This is a genomic window from Janthinobacterium sp. BJB401 (assembly GCF_013372745.1).
GTDB classification, from domain to species: domain Bacteria; phylum Pseudomonadota; class Gammaproteobacteria; order Burkholderiales; family Burkholderiaceae_D; genus Janthinobacterium; species Janthinobacterium rivuli.
On record NZ_JABXFH010000074.1, the window covers coordinates 1 to 15,950 of the forward strand.

Annotated in this window: 12 protein-coding genes; 9 read left to right on the plus strand and 3 right to left on the minus strand. The window is 62.5% G+C overall.

Translation table 11 applies throughout. The features are described 5' to 3' along the window. The coding region (locus HWE17_RS27075) for a glycosyl hydrolase family 18 protein (protein WP_255206405.1) at positions 1-1,935 on the plus strand (1,935 nt) is incomplete at its 5' end. Positions 1,936-2,007: 72 nt separating this feature from the next. Here HWE17_RS27075 and HWE17_RS27080 read toward each other — a convergent pair. Continuing rightward, the gene (locus HWE17_RS27080; RefSeq protein ID WP_176390913.1) at positions 2,008-3,276 is read right to left on the minus strand and encodes a carbohydrate porin; all 1,269 of its coding nucleotides are present in this window, start codon (positions 3,274-3,276) and stop codon (positions 2,008-2,010) included. A gap of 310 nt (positions 3,277-3,586) precedes the next feature. On the opposite strand from HWE17_RS27080, the gene HWE17_RS27085 reads away from it, so the two are divergent. The 8 genes from HWE17_RS27085 (at position 3,587) to HWE17_RS27120 (ending at position 13,270) form a co-directional block, all read left to right on the plus strand. Beyond that, a complete protein-coding gene (locus tag HWE17_RS27085) occupies positions 3,587-4,891 on the plus strand; it encodes a sugar ABC transporter substrate-binding protein (RefSeq protein WP_176390914.1) in 1,305 nt (434 codons plus the stop codon). Positions 4,892-4,993: 102 nt separating this feature from the next. Continuing rightward, the gene (locus tag HWE17_RS27090; protein WP_099402681.1) at positions 4,994-5,854 is read left to right on the plus strand and encodes a carbohydrate ABC transporter permease; all 861 of its coding nucleotides are present in this window, start codon (positions 4,994-4,996) and stop codon (positions 5,852-5,854) included. A 10-nt stretch (positions 5,855-5,864) separates the two neighbouring features. After that, positions 5,865-6,683 carry a carbohydrate ABC transporter permease gene (locus tag HWE17_RS27095; RefSeq protein ID WP_035826517.1) on the plus strand — a complete coding sequence of 273 codons (819 nt, stop codon included), beginning with the start codon at positions 5,865-5,867 and terminating at the stop codon, positions 6,681-6,683. Positions 6,684-6,699: 16 nt separating this feature from the next. After that, the gene (locus HWE17_RS27100; RefSeq protein ID WP_176390915.1) at positions 6,700-7,746 is read left to right on the plus strand and encodes an ABC transporter ATP-binding protein; all 1,047 of its coding nucleotides are present in this window, start codon (positions 6,700-6,702) and stop codon (positions 7,744-7,746) included. A 1-nt stretch (position 7,747) separates the two neighbouring features. Beyond that, complete coding sequence (locus HWE17_RS27105; RefSeq protein WP_176390916.1) at positions 7,748-9,229, plus strand: mannitol dehydrogenase family protein; 1,482 nt, start codon at positions 7,748-7,750, stop codon at positions 9,227-9,229. A 15-nt stretch (positions 9,230-9,244) separates the two neighbouring features. Next, positions 9,245-10,162: an AraC family transcriptional regulator gene (locus HWE17_RS27110; RefSeq protein ID WP_176390917.1), complete on the plus strand. Its 918-nt coding sequence runs from the start codon at positions 9,245-9,247 to the stop codon at positions 10,160-10,162. 55 nt (positions 10,163-10,217) lie between these two features. Further along, positions 10,218-11,144: an AraC family transcriptional regulator gene (locus HWE17_RS27115; protein WP_051959516.1), complete on the plus strand. Its 927-nt coding sequence runs from the start codon at positions 10,218-10,220 to the stop codon at positions 11,142-11,144. Between the two features lie 71 nt (positions 11,145-11,215). Beyond that, positions 11,216-13,270: an esterase-like activity of phytase family protein gene (locus tag HWE17_RS27120; protein ID WP_176390918.1), complete on the plus strand. Its 2,055-nt coding sequence runs from the start codon at positions 11,216-11,218 to the stop codon at positions 13,268-13,270. A 154-nt stretch (positions 13,271-13,424) separates the two neighbouring features. On the opposite strand, the gene HWE17_RS27125 is transcribed toward HWE17_RS27120, so the two are convergent. Both HWE17_RS27125 and HWE17_RS27130 read right to left on the minus strand, forming a co-directional pair. Then, positions 13,425-15,467 (minus strand): S9 family peptidase, encoded by a 2,043-nt coding sequence (locus HWE17_RS27125; RefSeq protein ID WP_176390921.1) that lies wholly within the window; start codon positions 15,465-15,467, stop codon positions 13,425-13,427. Between the two features lie 159 nt (positions 15,468-15,626). Continuing rightward, positions 15,627-15,950: glutathione S-transferase C-terminal domain-containing protein (locus HWE17_RS27130; RefSeq protein ID WP_176390919.1), on the minus strand; the 324-nt coding region annotated here is incomplete at its 5' end.

Sequence of the window (15,950 nt, forward strand, 5' to 3'; positions counted from 1 at the left end):
AATGTGCCGTACTGCAAGGTGTACGATACGAATGGCCGCGAAGTGCTGAGCAATGGCTTGAACCGGCGCATCGTCGGCTACTTCGCCAGCTGGCGCACGGGCGTCGATGGCAGCCCGACTTACCTCGTGAATAACCTGCCGTGGGACAAGATCACCCACCTGAACTATGCGTTCGCTTCCGTCGACCCGGCCACGTCAAAAATCGCCATCGGCAGCGGCGCGGCCAATCCCGATACGGGCCTCACATGGCCGAACGTGCCGGCCGCCGCCATGGACCCGTCGCTGCCGTACAAGGGCCACTTCAACTTGCTGTCGCAATACAAGAAGAAGTATCCGGGCGTGAAACTGATGATATCCGTGGGCGGCTGGGCCGGCAGCGGCGGCTTCTACACGGCCACGACGAACGCGGATGGCAGCATCAACACGGCCGGCATCAACACCCTGGCCGATTCCATGGTGGCCTTCGTGCGCCAATATAACTTCTTCGATGGCGTCGATGTCGATTACGAACATCCGACCACCAACAATGAAGCGGGCAATCCGAACGACTTCGCCGTCTCGAAGCCGCGCCTGGCCGGCCTGATGACGAGCTACAACGTGCTGCTGAAAGTGCTGCGCCAGAAGCTCGACGAAGCGGCCGTGCAGGACAATAAATACTATCTGCTGACCATCGCCGGTTCCGCCTCGGGCTGGGTCTTGCGTGGCGAAGAAAACATGTCGGGATTGAAATATCTCGATTACGCCAGCCTGATGAGCTATGACTTGCATGGCGCTTGGAACCAGTATGTGGGACCGAACGCGGCGCTGTTTGACGATGGCAATGATGGCGAATTGCGCGCCGGTAACGCCTACCAGTTCCAGAACATCGGCTACCTGAACACGGACTGGGCCTACCGCTACTACCGTGGCGCCATGCAGGCAGGACGCATCAATATCGGCGTGCCGTTCTACACGCGGGGCTGGAAGGATGTGACGGGCGGCACGAACGGCCTGTGGGGCACGACGCCACTGATCAGTTCCACTGTCACCTGCGCCGGCACCAAGACCTGCGGCACGGGCGCCACTGGCATCGACAACGTCTGGTATGACCTAGACTCGCAGGGCAACCCCACGCCGGGCGGTGGCAACCCCATCTGGCATGCGCTGAACTTGCAGAACGGCATCGTTCCAAGCTACCTCGATGCGTATAAAGTCACGGACAAGGCGCTGGTGGGCAGCTATGTGCCGTATTACAGCAGTACCATGGTGGCGCCGTGGCTGTGGAATGCGACCAAGAAAGTGTTCATTTCCACAGAAACCACGCAATCGATCGCGGCCAAGGCCCAGTACATCGTCAACAACAATATCGGCGGCGTGATGATCTGGGAAATGGCGGGCGACTATGCCTGGGATGCCACGCGCAACAGCGGCAAGGGCGAGTACTTCATGGGTACCACCCTGACGGACGTGCTGTACCAGGCTTTCCGCACGGCTGGCGTGTATGGCAACAAGCGCGCCGAAATCGCCATGCCGGGCACGGCGGCCAACGTCAGCATCACCCTGGGCGGATGGAAGCTGGGCGACAACAACTTCCCCATCAATCCCGTGATGACGGTGAAGAACAACACCACGTCGACCCTGCCGGGCGGCACCGTGGTGGAGTTCGACTATCCCGTGTCGGCACCGTCGGACATGAGCGACCAGTCCGGCTTCGGCTTGACGGTGATCAATGCCGGCTACACGGGGCCGAACAATATCGGCGGCTTTACGAAGAACTACAACCGTGCCCGCTTTGCGATTCCCGCCTGGCAATCGCTGGCGCCGGGCGGCTCCGTGGCGCTGACCCTGAACTACCGCTTGCCGATCTCGGGACCGGCCAACTACACGGTCACCGTGGGCGGCACCAAGTATGCGTTGACGCAGGAGTATCCGGAACTGCCGGTGGCGCTGCCGTAAATTGGTGATGCCGTAAAGTAAAAGGGCGGAACCGAGGTTCCGCCCTTTTTTAGTTTTTACCGCTGATTCCGTTTAGAACCAGGTTTCTACCTGGAAACCATACGAGGTGCCGCTGGTATTGTTGTTGTAGATCGGGCCGCCGTTGTTCGACGCATTGACCGAGGCGGTGGCCGCATCGTTCCATTTGCCGTAGGTGACGAAAGCGCGCAGTTCAGGACGCGACCACAGGCCAGGGCCGGCCGAGATCGTCGGGGCGATGGTCAGCTTGGTCAAGCGCTTGGCCGGCAGGCCGCCCGCTTGCGTCACGCGGTCCGTGCCCAGTTCGCCCACCAGCTTGAAGTTGTCGGTGAATGCATACACGGGACGCACGCCGACCGAGGTCCAGGTCGAGGAACCGTTGGCGTTCGACTCGTCTTTTTGCCACAGGGCGACGAATTCCATGCCGAAGTTGGCCATCGGCTGGATCGCCATGTCATTGAAGATACGCGTGCGTTTCACGTCCGAACCGAAAGTGGTGTCGCCCGAGGCGCCGAACTGTGCGCCCTTGCCCGTACCAGGACCGACGCCGTACTGCACGCCGAAGGTATTGCCGCCGCCAAACACTTTACCTTGACGGTGGAATGCCGACAGCTGCCAGCCGTTATTGCGCTTGCCAGTGATGACGTCATCCTTACCTTCGCCGATGATGTAGGTCGCGGCCAGGTCCAGCGTGCCGTTTTCATTGACGGGAATCTCGCCAAAGATGAAGTTCTGGCGCACGGCCGATTTGGTGTTGACGCCGCCGTTCGGCAACGGGACCTTGACGTCGTTGTCCTTGAAGAAGGCGTACGAGAATTTACCCGGTCCTGCAGGAATGCGGTCCAGGCCGGCGCCCGTGCCGTTCATGTTGATGTACTGCAAGTCCAGCATGTGGATGTCAGGACGGTAGTAGAAGCGCTTACCTATCCAGGCCGTGCCGCCGTTCAGGAAATCGAGTCCCTGCGCTTCGACATAGGCCTTGACGATGCCCAGTTTGTTGTCGCCGAAATCCGAGTTTGGCGCGTAGGCGTTGACCCAGATGGTGGCCAGGTAGTTCACGCCGCCGGACTTGGCGACGGACTTGGTGTAGCCGAATTCCGTGTAGGCGTCGCACTCATTGCCCAGACGGTATTTCATGGTGTTGCCACCCAGGCCGAAGCAGCCTTGCGAACCGCCACCGCCCGACGTATTGCTGCCGGCGCCGGCGCGCAGGTAGCCGTGGAAGCCTTCGGCGTCGGATGGGTACATGGGGTCGGCCATGGCGGAAGCGCTGGCGATGGCCAGGATGAGGGCAGGTAAGGTTTTCAATGCAGTGCGGTTCATGCGGTCTCCAGAAGAATGTAGGTGGTAGCGGTGGCGCCCCGGGGGACGGTCACCGCACGCGGTCTAATGCCGAAAACCAAGTCTAGCAGCGCTTTTTTAACCACCCTGATACAAAACGTGCAAGTGCTGATACTTTCTTTCAGAGTGTTGTTTTTGCCACATATCGATACTCTTGCGCATGGCAGGTTTGCAAAGGAGTATCGAATTGCGGTTTTGGAGTATCAGAAAGTATCAAAGTCCGGTGCTACATTGTGGTCGTGGTGCCAAGTACCTGAGCATTGCCAACGACAAAAAACACTGGAGACACACAATGAAACGTTCCGCCATTGCCGCGCTGATCGCCGGCTGCCTCAGCTCGTCCGCTTTCGCCGCTACCGACCTGGTCATCGCGACCGTCAACAACGGCCACATGATCGAAATGCAAAAGCTCAGCAAGTTCTTCGAGCAAGCCAATCCCGACATCAAGCTCAAATGGGTGACACTGGAAGAGGGCGTCTTGCGCCAGCGCATGACCACCGATATCGCCACCAAGGGCGGCCAGTTCGACGTGATGACCATCGGCCTGTATGAAACACCCATCTGGGGCAAGAAAAACTGGCTGATCCCCATCAAGCCGGACGCCAAATACGATATCGACGACTTGCTGCCCGCCATCCGCGAAGGGCTGTCCGGCGACGGCAAGCTGTACGCCTCGCCGTTCTATGGCGAAAGCTCGATGATCATGTACCGCAGCGACCTGGTCAAAAAGGCGGGCGTGACCATCGAGGACCGCCCAAGCTGGAACCAGCTGCGCGACGTGGCGGCCAAGCTGCATGATCCGGCCAACGGCGTGTACGGCATCTGCCTGCGCGGCAAGCCGGGCTGGGGCGACAATATGGCCCTGATCACCACCATGGCCAATTCCTACGGCGGCCAGCTGTTCGACATGAAATGGAAGCCGCAATTTACCAGCAAGCCGTGGAAAGACGCGGTCAACATGTATGTCGACCTGATGAAGAAATACGGCCCGCCGGGCGCGGCCGCCAACAGCTTCAATGAAAACCTGGCGCTGTTCAATCAGGGCAAGTGCGGCATCTGGATCGACGCGACGATCGCCGCCTCCTTCATCACGGATCCCAAGCAAAGCAAGGTGGCCGACAAGGTGGCGTTTGCCCAGTCGCCCGTCGGCGTGACGGAGCGGGGCGCCAACTGGCTGTGGATCTGGTCGCTGGCCATTCCAGCGAGCTCGAAGCACCCGAACGAAGCGCAGCGCTTCATCAACTGGGCCACCTCACCCGACTACGTGAAACTGGTGGCCAAGGAAACGAGCTGGGCCAACGTGCCGACCGGCACGCGCAAGTCGACGTATGCGAGCCCCGAGTTCCAGAAAGTGGCGAAATTTGCCGCCGCCGAAGGCAAGGCCCTGGCCACCACGCGCGCCGTGCAAAGCACCTTGCCGCCATCGCCGTACGTGGGCGTGCAATTCGCGTCCATCCCGGAATTCCAGGTGATCGGCGTGGCGGCAGGCCAGCAGATGGCGGCGGCATTGCTGGGCAAAGTGACGGTGGACCAGGCGCTGGAATTGTCGCAGCAGACGGCGGAAAGAGAAATGCGCAAGGGCGGCTACTACAAATAACGCAGCGTCCTTGTCGAGTAGTTTGCTTATCCCAACGGCGTAAAGCAGGGGTCAGACCCGCCGGGTCTGACCCCAGATTTCACCTTGTCCCAAGAGAATCCTATGAAACGCATTATCCCCCGGACTTTGCTGACGCCGGCCGTGGTCGCCGTCTCCGTCATTTCCGTGATCCCGCTGCTGATCACCTTGTATTACGCGTTCGTGCGCTATTCCATGCTCGATCCGAGTGGCCATCCTTTCCATGGCCTGGCCAATTTTCACTTTTTCTTTACCGATGCCTCTTTCCTGCCGGCATTGCAGAACACGTTTACCCTGCTGTTTTCCGTCATGCTGATCACGGTGGTGCTGGGCACGGCGCTGGGCTTGCTGATCAATGAAGCGTTCCCGGGGCGCGCCATCGTGCGCGTGCTGCTGATTTCGCCCTTCCTCGTCATGCCCGCCGTGAATGCCCTGATGTGGAAGAACATGCTGCTCAACCCGATCTACGGCCTGTTCGCGCAGATCAGCCTGTTCTTTGGCGCCACGCCCGTCGACTGGCTGTCGGCCCACCCCCTGTTTTCCATCATCATGATGGTCTCGTGGCAATGGCTGCCGTTCGCCTGCCTGATCTTCATGACGGCCCTGCAATCGATGGACCGGGAACAGCTGGAAGCGGCGCGCATGGATGGCGCCACCTATCTGCAGCAGTTGCGCTACCTCTACATTCCCCACCTGGGCCGCGCCGTCTCGGTGGTGCTGATGATCGAGATGATCTTTTTGCTGTCGATCTTTGCGGAAATCTTTACCACCACGGGCGGCGGTCCTGGTTTCGATACGACCACCATCACCTTCATGATTTACCAGCAGGCACTGCTGTCGTATGACGTGGGAGCGGCCTCGGCCGGCGCCCTGTTCGCCGTGCTCATCGCCAACATCGCCGCCTTCTTCCTGATGCGCGTCATCGGCAAGAATCTGTCGAAATAAGGAGACCTTGATGCATAGCAAACTCAATCTGTATGGCCGCACAGCCGCCGCCTGGCTGGTCGCGCTGCTGCTGTTCTTTCCCATCTTCTGGCTGGGCCTGATGGCCTTCAAGACGGAAGGGCAAGCCATTTCCACGCCGCCGCTGCTGTTCTTCACGCCCACGCTCGACAGCTTCCGCGAAGTGCTGGCGCGCGACAATTACTTCGGCTACGCGTGGAACTCGCTGTTTACCAGCGTGCTCTCGACGGCCATTGGCCTGTTGATCGCCATCCCGGCCGCGTATTCGATGGCCTTCTTTCCCACGGGCGGCACCATCGGCTTGCTGAAATTTATGCTCAGTTCGCGCTACATGCCCGGCGTGGGCGCCCTGATGCCCATCTATATCTGCTACCAGTACTTCGGCCTGCTCGACACGCGCATCGGCCTGACCATCATGTTCATGCTGATGAATTTGCCCATCATGATCTGGCTGCTGTACACGAGCATGAAGGAGCTGCCGCGCGAAATCCTCGAGGCGTCGCGCATGGATGGCGCCACCGTGTGGGATGAATTCCGCCACGTCGTGCTGCCCCTGTCCGTGGGCGGCATCGCGTCCACGGCCCTCGTGTGCATGGTGTGGTCGTGGAATGAATCGTTCTGGTCGCTGAACCTGGGCGCGTCCAACGCGGGCACCCTGGCCTGGCTCATCGCCTCGTATTCGAGTCCGGAAGGCCTGTTCTGGGCCAAATTGTCGGCCGCGTCGCTGATGGCGATTGCGCCCATCATGGCGCTGGGCTGGTTCTGCCAAAAGCAACTGGTCCAAGGTATGACCTTTGGCGCCGTTAAGTAAAAATTAGGATGACATCATGGCTTACCTTCAACTGAGCAATATCGAGAAATTCTTTGGCGAGCACCGCGCCATCAAGGGCATCGACCTGGAGATCAAACAGGGCGAATTCGTCGTCTTTGTCGGGCCGTCCGGCTGCGGCAAATCCACCTTGCTGCGCCTGATCGCGGGCCTGGAGCCGATCGACGGCGGCAAGCTGTCGCTCGACGGGCGCGACATCACGGCCTTGCCATCGTCGAAGCGCGACCTGGCGATGGTCTTTCAATCGTATGCGCTGTATCCGCACATGACGGTGTTCCAGAACATGTCGTTTGCCTTGAAACTGGCCGGCGTCGATCCGGCCATCATCCGCGAGAAAGTCGACAAGGCGGCCGCCATCCTCGACCTGGGTAAATACCTGGAACGCACGCCGAAGGAGCTGTCGGGCGGCCAGCGCCAGAGGGTGGCCATCGGCCGCGCCATCGTGCGCGACCCCAAAGTATTCCTGTTCGATGAGCCGCTGTCGAACCTCGACGCGGCCCTGCGCGTGCAGACGCGCATCGAGATCGCCAAGCTGCACCGCGAACTGGGCGCCACCACGATTTACGTCACGCATGACCAGGTCGAAGCGATGACCCTGGCCGACCGGGTCGTGGTGCTGCGCGATGGGCAGATCGAGCAGCATGGCTCGCCATTGGAACTGTATGACCGTCCCGCGAACCGCTTTGTCGCGCAATTCATCGGCACGCCGAGCATGAACGTGGTGCCGGCCGATGCGGCGCCGCAGTTGCTGGCGCAGGCGGGCAGCGCGGCGCAGGCGGACGGCTTTGTCGGCATCCGCCCGGAACACGTGCACCTGGGCGCGGCGCAGCCGGGCAGCGTGCCCGTCACCGTCGACCTGGTGGAGTCCCTGGGCGTGGAAACCCTGACCTACGTGCGCTTGCCGAACAACGTGCAGGTGGTGTCGCGCGGCGCCGAGCGCAGCAGCCTGCAGCCGGGCCAGCAGACGCATCTGACGTTCGAGCCGGGCTTCGTCCATTATTTTGACCGCGCCGGCAAGACCTATGCCGCCGCCAAGGGAGTTTGAAATGAGCGCCATTGAACTGAAACAGGCGAACCTGGCCAAGCTGCCGGCCAGCGTTACCGTGCCCGCGTATGCGCGCGAGACGCTCGTACCCAGCATCGTGCACATCGGCGTGGGCGGCTTTTTCCGCGCCCACCAGGCCGTGTACCTCGACGATTTTCTGGCCTTGCCGGGCCAGGAACACGCGCAGTGGGGCTATTGCGGCGTGGGCTTGCTGGCGCACGATGCGGCCATGCGCGACGCCATGCGGGCGCAGGATGGCATGTACACGGTGGTCGAGCGCAGCGCGGCCGGCGATACGGCGCGCATCATCGGCTGCATCGGCGACTACCTGTATGCGCCCGACGAGCCGCAAGCCGTGCTGGAAAAGCTGGCCGACCCTGGCACGCGCATCGTCGCGCTGACCATCACCGAGGGCGGCTATTATGTGAACCAGGGCACGGGCGAATTCGACGCGGCTCACCCCGATATCGTCTACGAACTGGCGCATCCGCAGGCGCCGCGCTGCTCGTTCGGCTACCTGGCCGCCGCGCTGGCCCTGCGCCGCGAGCGGGGCCTGGCGCCGTTTACCATCATGTCCTGCGATAACCTGCAAAACAATGGCGACGTCACGCGCAAGATGCTGCTGGCCTTTGTCGCCCTGCGCGACGGGGATCTGGCGCGCTGGCTGGCCAGCTATGGCAGCTTCCCCAACAGCATGGTCGACCGCATCACGCCGGCCACCACGGATGAACACCGGGCGCTCGTGCGCGACAGCTTTGGCATCATCGACGCCTGGCCCGTCGTGTGCGAGCCGTTCCGCCAATGGGTCATCGAAGACGAATTCCCGCAGGGCCGGCCGGCCTGGGAGCTGGTGGGCGCGCAGATGACGCACGACGTGCTGCCGTATGAAAAAATGAAGCTGCGCCTCCTGAATGCCAGCCACCAGGCCCTGTGCTACATCGGCATGCAGCTCGGTTACACGTTTGCGCACGAAGCGATGGAAGATCCTGGCATCCGCGCACTCGTGCGGCGCATGATGGACGAGGAAGTGACGCCCTTGCTCGACGAAGTGGAAGGCATCGATCTGGCGCGCTATAAAGATACCCTGATCGAGCGCTTCTCGAACCCCGCCGTGCGCGACCAGCTGGCGCGCATCGGCACGGAGGGTTCCGCGCGCATCCCGAAATTCGTGCTGCCGTCCGTGCGCGAAGCGCTGGCCAAGGGGGGCGCCATCGAGCTGCTGGCGTTTACCGTGGCGTGCTGGTTCCGCTACCTGGAAGGCCATGACGAAGCGGGGCGCGAGATGCCCTTGAACGATCCGTATGCGGCGCGCCTGCGCGCGCTGGCGCTGCAGGGCGGGGCGGACGCTGCGGCCTTGCTGTCCTTGCGCGAACTGTTCGGCGAGTTGAGCGACACAGCAGCGTTCACGCAGGCGGTGAGCGATGCGCTGGCCAGCCTGTATGGGCTGGGCGCGCGCGCGGCGCTGGAACAGATCGTCGCCTGACGGGGAGGGTGCGCCATGCCACGCAAAGCCGATGCCTCATTGCCGCAAATGGAGCTGGAACAGCAGCGCGACGCCACCCCCGGCTTCGAGCCGAAAGGCAGTTTCGGCTTCATCCGCTACCTGGAGCACGGCTTTCCGAATGCATTGGTGCGCTGGCACTACCACGAGGAGTACGAACTGCACCTGATCGTCGAGAGCAGCGGCAAGGTTTTTGTTGGCGACTACATCGGCCAGTTCACGCCTGGCCACCTGGTGCTGACGGGGCCGCGCGTGCCGCACAACTGGGTCTCGCTCGGCACTCCGCCGCAAGGCGTGGCCTTGCGCGACATGGTGATCCAGTTTTCGCATGCGCCGCTGGCCTCGATGGCCTCCGCCATTCCCGAACTGAAGGATATTTTTCCGCTGCTGCAGCGCGCCTTGCACGGCGTGGAATTCTTTGGCGTCAGCGAACAGTCGCTGCGCCGCTTCCGGCGCATCCGCGACAGTAGCGGCCTGCCGCGCTTCATCGAATTTTTGACCTTGCTGGGCGAACTGGCGCAAACCAGCGACTACCAGCTGCTGTCGACGGTGCCGATGCAATCGAGCGATGACGACGTGGCGCTGGCGCGCATCAGTTCGGCCATCAATTTCATCGTGCACAATTACAGCAGCCAGTTTTCGCTGAAACAGCTGGCCGAGCAGGTGGACATGCCCGAGCGGACGTTTTCGCGTTTCTTTCGCAGCGCCACGGGCAACAGCTTCACGGACTTCGTCAACCGCCTGCGCATCAACAAGGCTTGCCAGCTGCTGATGGAGACGGAGAGGTATGTGAGCAACATCTGCTACGAGTCCGGTTTCAATAACGTGGCCAATTTCAACCGGCGTTTCCTGGAACTCAAGGGCATGACGCCGAAGGAGTTTCGCCAGCAGGCGCTGGGCCGTTTTGGCGCCTGAGGTTTTTTGAGGTACATTCGAGGGCGCAGGCGGGGACAGCCTTGGAGAGACTAGCATGGAACACCTATGGCAGAGGGACAGCGAGCGCAAGGCGCCCGAACTGGAACGCGAAAGCTACGATGGCATCATCAATTACCTGGAACATGGCTATCCCAGCTCGCGCGTGCGCTGGCACTGCCACGAGGAATATGAGCTGCACCTGATCGTCGCCACCAGCGGGCGATTGTTCGTGGGCGACTATATCGGCGAATTTTCGCCCGGCCACCTGGTGCTGACGGGCCCGCGATTGCCGCACAACTGGATTTCCAACGTCATGCCGGAAGGCGGCGTGGCCCTGCGCGACATGATCGTGCAGTTCGCCCACGCGCCGCTCGCGGGCGCCGCGCGCCTCATCCCCGAATTGCGCGAACTGCTGCCGCTGCTGGAACGCTCCAGCTATGGCGTGGAGTTTTTCGGGATGGGCGCGGAAGCGGAGCAGCACCTGGCGCGCATCCGCGCCACGCATGGCGCCGAACGCTTCGCCGCATTCGTGCAATTAATGAGCAAGCTGGCGCGCACGGCCAATTACCGCTTGCTGTCGAGCGCCTCCCTGCGCTCGTACGACGATGACGCCACCCTGGCCAAGGTCAATTCCGTCCTCAACTACATCACGGACAATTACCGCGAGCCGATTTCGGCGGAAATGCTGGCCGAGCAGGTGGGCATGTCGCTGAGTAAATTCTCGCGCTTCTTCCGCAAGGCGACGGGCAACAGTTTTACGGATTTTCTCAGCCGCCTGCGCATCAACAAGGCTTGCCAGCTGCTGATGGACACGGATCAATACGTCTCCAACGTTTGCTATGACGTGGGCTTCCAGAACGTGGCCAACTTCAACCGCCGCTTTTTGCAGGTGAAGGGCGTCACGCCGAAGCAATTCCGGCGCCAGGCCGATGGCCGCTTTGGCGGCATCGGCGGGCCCGTGGCGGATATGCCACAGGCATGAGGACTGTCACGGGCTTGTCACGTTGACTGGTTATGCTCCACGGCTTCAATCCCACCTTAGCCGAGGAATGCATGAACACTGCCGTAACGTCGATCCCGAAACTGACCCTGCTGGCCATCGCCGCCGGCCTGACCCTGGCCGCCTGTGGCGGCAGCGATAACACGCCGGCGGAGCCTTCCAGGCCCGTGGCGCAAACGGGCGTGTTCCTCGACGGCGCGGTGGAAGGACTCGATTACGTGGCCGGCAGCGCGGCCAAGGCCAGCACCAATGCCAAGGGCGAATTCACGTGCAATCCGGGCGACACGGTGGCCTTCAGCGTGGGCGGCCTGGCCCTGGGTTCTGCCCCATGCGGCGCCATCGTCACGCCGCTGGCGCTGGCCGCCAGCACCAACGTGGCGGACGACAAGGTCGTCAACCGCCTGCTGGCGCTGCAATTGCTCGACGAGGACAGCGATCCGTCGAACGGCATCAGGCTGACGGCCGAAGTGAAGGCCGCGCTGGCCGGCAAGACGCTGGACTTTGCCGCCGCCCCGGCCGTTTTCAACGCTGCCCTGTCCGCGCATCTGACCGCCGTGGGCGCGAAATTCGCCGGCCGCACGGTCGATGCGGAGCGCCGCGCCCTCGTGCGCGAGCATTTCGAAGACACGCTCGCCTCGAAAGCGGGCGCGCCCGTCAACGAGGTCCTGACGCAAGCCAATCCGGTGGGCGAAGTGAAAGTGACGGTGACGCGTTACCAGATCCAGGCGGCCGATAAATTCTACGTGCCGTACGAAGGCGCCAACGCCAAGATCAAGGGCGAATTCCCGAACGGCTTCCTGCCATCGTACGGTTCCGGCCTGGCTTACAAGGGCAAGAACGCGGCGGGCGACCTGGAATTCTATGGCTTGACGGACCGTGGCCCGAACGGCGACGGCCCATTGGTGCCCGATCCATCGGGCAAGGGCACGATCAGCAGCAAGATATTCCCGTCGCCCAGTTTTACCCCATCGTTCGGCGTGCTCACGGTGGGCAAGAACGGCGCCGTCCTGTCATCGAGCACGCCGATCAAGGTGTCGGCCACCGTCAACAGCTCGGGCTTGCCCGTGCCCGTGGGCGCCGTCGGCAATTCGGCCGAGATTCCCGTCATGGATGCGATGAAGTTCGATGCAGCCGGCAAGGCCGTCTTCAACGCGGGCGGCCTCGATTCGGAAGCCATCGTCGTCGACGCCAAGCGCAATGCGCTGTGGGTGTCGGACGAATATGGCCCTTTCATCGTCAAGATCGATGCCGCCACGGGCATCATCCAGGCCAAGTACGAGCCGGGCAAGGGCTTGCCGGCCCTGTTCGCCAAGCGCCGCGCCAACCGCGGCATGGAAGGCATGACCTTAGATACGAGCAACGACAAGCTGTACGCCTTCCTGCAAAGCCCCTTGTCCGACGGCACGGCGCCGTACACGGTGACGAAGAAGAATGAACAGGTCGAGCGCTTTGCCCGCTTCACGCGCTGGATCGAATTCGACCCGACGACGGGCAGCAGCGGCAAGATGTACGCGTATCCGCTCAATGCGGCCGACTACCAGGATGGCCGCACGGGCAACGCCAAGCTGGGCGACATGGTGGCGCTGGGCGGCGGCAAATTCCTCGTCATCGAGCAGGGCGCCGCGCCGTCGGGCAAGGTGTTCAATAAATTGATGCTGGTCGAACTGAAGGGCGCCACGGATATCGCGGCCGCCGCTTTCAACGCGGCGACGTCCGACCTGGAAAAGAGCAGCATGGGCGGCGCGGCCGTCAATGGCGCCGACTGGGCCGCCGTCACGCCGTTGAAGAAAACCCTGCTGCTGGACTTGAACGCCATCGGCTGGGCGGCGGAAAAGGCGGAAGGCCTGACCCTGATCGACGACTCCACCATCGCGCTGGCCAACGACAATGACTTCGGCCTGAAAACCAAGATCTTTGACGCGAACGGCGTGGAAGTCGATGGCGCCGATGTGACCAAGTGCACGGTCGATGCGAACGGCACCATCGTCACGAGCAGCGCGGCCGGCTGCAACGCGGCCAACACCATCCGCGTGGCGCGCGGCGACGACCGCGAGCGTCCTAGCCGTTTGTGGATCGTGAAGTTTGCCAAGGCGCTCAATACGTATTGATGTGCTGCTGTGTCGGATTACGCGGCGCTGCGCGCCGCTAATCCGACCTACCATCCACTTGCACGATAAAAAGCCGCGCGGTGCATCTCTGCACCGCGCGGCTTTTTTACGTAGGTCGGATTAGGCCGAAGGCCGTAATCCGACATGTATCCGCTTACTTCTTCGTGTAGGTATTCAACCAATCCAAAACAGTGTGATGCCACAGCAGCGAATTGGCTGGCTTCAGCACCCAGTGGTTTTCGTCCGGGAAGACCAGCAGCTTGCTCGGGATGCCCTGGCGCTGCAGCGCCGTGAAGGTGCCCAGGCCTTGTGCGGTGGGGATGCGGAAATCCAGGTCGCCTTGGACCACCAACATCGGCGTCTTCCAGTTCTTCACGAAGTTGACGGGATTGAACTGTTCGTGCTTGGCTGGCGCGTCGTAGTACGGGCCGCCGTTTTCCCATTCCGTGAACCACAGTTCTTCCGTCGCGTACGCCATGCCGCGCTGGTCGAACACGCCGTCGTGGTTGACCAGGCACTTGAAGCCGTCCGGCCAGTTACCGGCGATCCAGTTCATCATGTAGCCGCCGTAGGACGCGCCCAGCGCGCAGCTGCGTTCGCGGTCCAGCCACGGGAATTTCTTGGTGGCCGCTTCCAGGCCCTTTTGCAAGTCGACCAGCGGCTTGCCGCCCCAGTCGCCGCTGATGGAGTCCGTGAATTTCTGGCCATAGCCGGTGGAACCGTGGAAGTCGATGAAGACGGTGGCGTAGCCGGCGCCTGCATACACTTGCGGGTTCCAGCGGTAGCTCCAGCTGTTGCCAAAGCTGCCTTGCGGGCCGCCGTGGACGAGGAAGGCGACCGGATACTTTTCGCCCGCCTTGGCATTCCACGGCTTCATGACGTGGCCGTAGACGGTTTCGCCATTTGCGCCGGCAAACGAGAACTGTTCATATTCGCCGAAACGCACGTCGGCCAGCGCCGCCGCATTCTGCTTCGTCAGCTGCACCATCGGCGCGTTTTCCGACTTCGCGTCGAGTTTGCGCGTGTACAGCTGCGCGCCCGAGGTCAGGCTCGCTTGCGCCAGCACGATGGTATTGCCGCGTACGTCGAAGTCGCCCACGGCGCCCTTGCCCGTCAGCGCAGCGACCTTGCCGCTGGCCGCGTCGATGTGGAACAGACGGTGCTGGCCCACGTCATCGGCGGCGACGAGGAAAGCCTTGCTGTCCGGCGTCCAGCGGAAGTCGGCCACGGAACGGTCCCAGTCGTCGGCCACGGTGCGCTTCTTGCCGGTGGCGACATCCATCAGCACCAGGTGGAAACGGTCCGCTTCGAAGCCAGGCTTGGTCATGGCGACATAGGCCAGGGTGCGGCCATCGGGCGACCAGGTGGCTTTCGCGTCCCAGGCCGGATTGTCGGCCGTGAGGTTGCGCGGCGCCTGGCCGCCAGTGGCAGGAATCGTGTAGACGTCGAAGTTGGTCGACCACGATTCCGTGCGGCCAGCCACGCGCACGGAGAAGGCGACCGTCTTGCCGTCCGGGCTGAAGTGGTATTCGCCGTTGTCGCCGAACGGTTTCGACGGCGCGTCGCCGTCGAGGGTGCCGCTCAGGCTCACGGGTGCGGCGCTGACCTTGCCGGTCGAATCGATCGGCGCCGAGTACAGCGCGTTGCGGCGGCCATCGGCCCAGGTATCCCAGTGGCGCACGAACATCTGGTCGTAGACCATGCCGCTCGCCTTGTTCTTGGCTTTTTCATCGAGGCGCTTTTTCGTGCAGGCGAGGTCCGCGCAATCGAGGAAGACGCCCATGCTGAAGGCCAGGCGGTCGCCTTGCGGCGACAAACGGTAGGTGTCGACGTCCAGTGCCAGGTCGGTGACCTTGGCTGCTTCGCCGCCGTTCAGGGGCAGTTGCCACACTTGCGATGAGCCGGAACGGCCCGAGAGGAAGTAGATGGCGTCGCCGTTCGGCGACCATTGCGGGTCGCTGGCGCTGGCATCGCCGCGCGTGAGCTGGCGTGGCGCCGCGTTCGGCGCGCGCAGGTCGATCATCCACAGCTGCGTGTTGCCGCGGTTTTTATCCAGGTTGGTGGTGCGTACCGTGTAGACGACGCGCGTGGCGTCCGGCGACAGCACGGGGCTGCCCACACGTTCCATGGCCACCATGTCTTCCACGGTGAACCCGCGCGGCGCGGCCAAGGCCGGCACGGCGGCAGTGGTGGCCATGGCGGCACTGAATGCTCCCAAGAGCAGCAGACGTAAACTCATTCAAACTCCCAATGTTATTGCGACGTTGTTGATGTGATATGAACGTGGCCGGCTGTACCGCCGGCAGGCCGACATCATAGCAATAAAGACGCGCCAGCTGCGGGAGTTGACCGCCGGTTAGCCGGCCTGAGTGGCCAGTTGGTCGAGCGCCACGTGGCCCCGGAAACCGCCCTGGCTGGTGGCCGGCAAGCCAGCTTCGATGGCGTGGGCGAAGCGGATGCCGGGGTCCTGTTCCAGCGCCGCCAGCACGCGCGCCGTGTTCGGATAATCGGCCAGGCTGGCCAGCTGCAGCGGTTCTGCCCAGCGCGCCGTGGCCGCCAGATAGGCGTCGGCGATGGTCGGCGCCGTGTCCGATGTCAGCCAGGCGCGGCCAGCGAGCAGGCGCTCCAGGTGCGCCAGGCTTTTGTTGACCTTCTCGATGGCCATCTCGCGCCAGACGGC

Coding starts and splice junctions, on each gene's coding strand:
- HWE17_RS27090 (WP_099402681.1), top strand. CDS start 4,994: ATGAAACGCATTATCCCCCGGACTTTGCTGACGCCGGCCGTGGTCGCC.
- HWE17_RS27095 (WP_035826517.1), top strand. CDS start 5,865: ATGCATAGCAAACTCAATCTGTATGGCCGCACAGCCGCCGCCTGGCTG.
- HWE17_RS27120 (WP_176390918.1), top strand. CDS start 11,216: ATGAACACTGCCGTAACGTCGATCCCGAAACTGACCCTGCTGGCCATC.
- HWE17_RS27100 (WP_176390915.1), top strand. CDS start 6,700: ATGGCTTACCTTCAACTGAGCAATATCGAGAAATTCTTTGGCGAGCAC.
- HWE17_RS27080 (WP_176390913.1), bottom strand. CDS start 3,276: ATGAACCGCACTGCATTGAAAACCTTACCTGCCCTCATCCTGGCCATC.
- HWE17_RS27115 (WP_051959516.1), top strand. CDS start 10,218: ATGGAACACCTATGGCAGAGGGACAGCGAGCGCAAGGCGCCCGAACTG.
- HWE17_RS27105 (WP_176390916.1), top strand. CDS start 7,748: ATGAGCGCCATTGAACTGAAACAGGCGAACCTGGCCAAGCTGCCGGCC.
- HWE17_RS27085 (WP_176390914.1), top strand. CDS start 3,587: ATGAAACGTTCCGCCATTGCCGCGCTGATCGCCGGCTGCCTCAGCTCG.
- HWE17_RS27125 (WP_176390921.1), bottom strand. CDS start 15,467: ATGGCCACCACTGCCGCCGTGCCGGCCTTGGCCGCGCCGCGCGGGTTC.
- HWE17_RS27110 (WP_176390917.1), top strand. CDS start 9,245: ATGCCACGCAAAGCCGATGCCTCATTGCCGCAAATGGAGCTGGAACAG.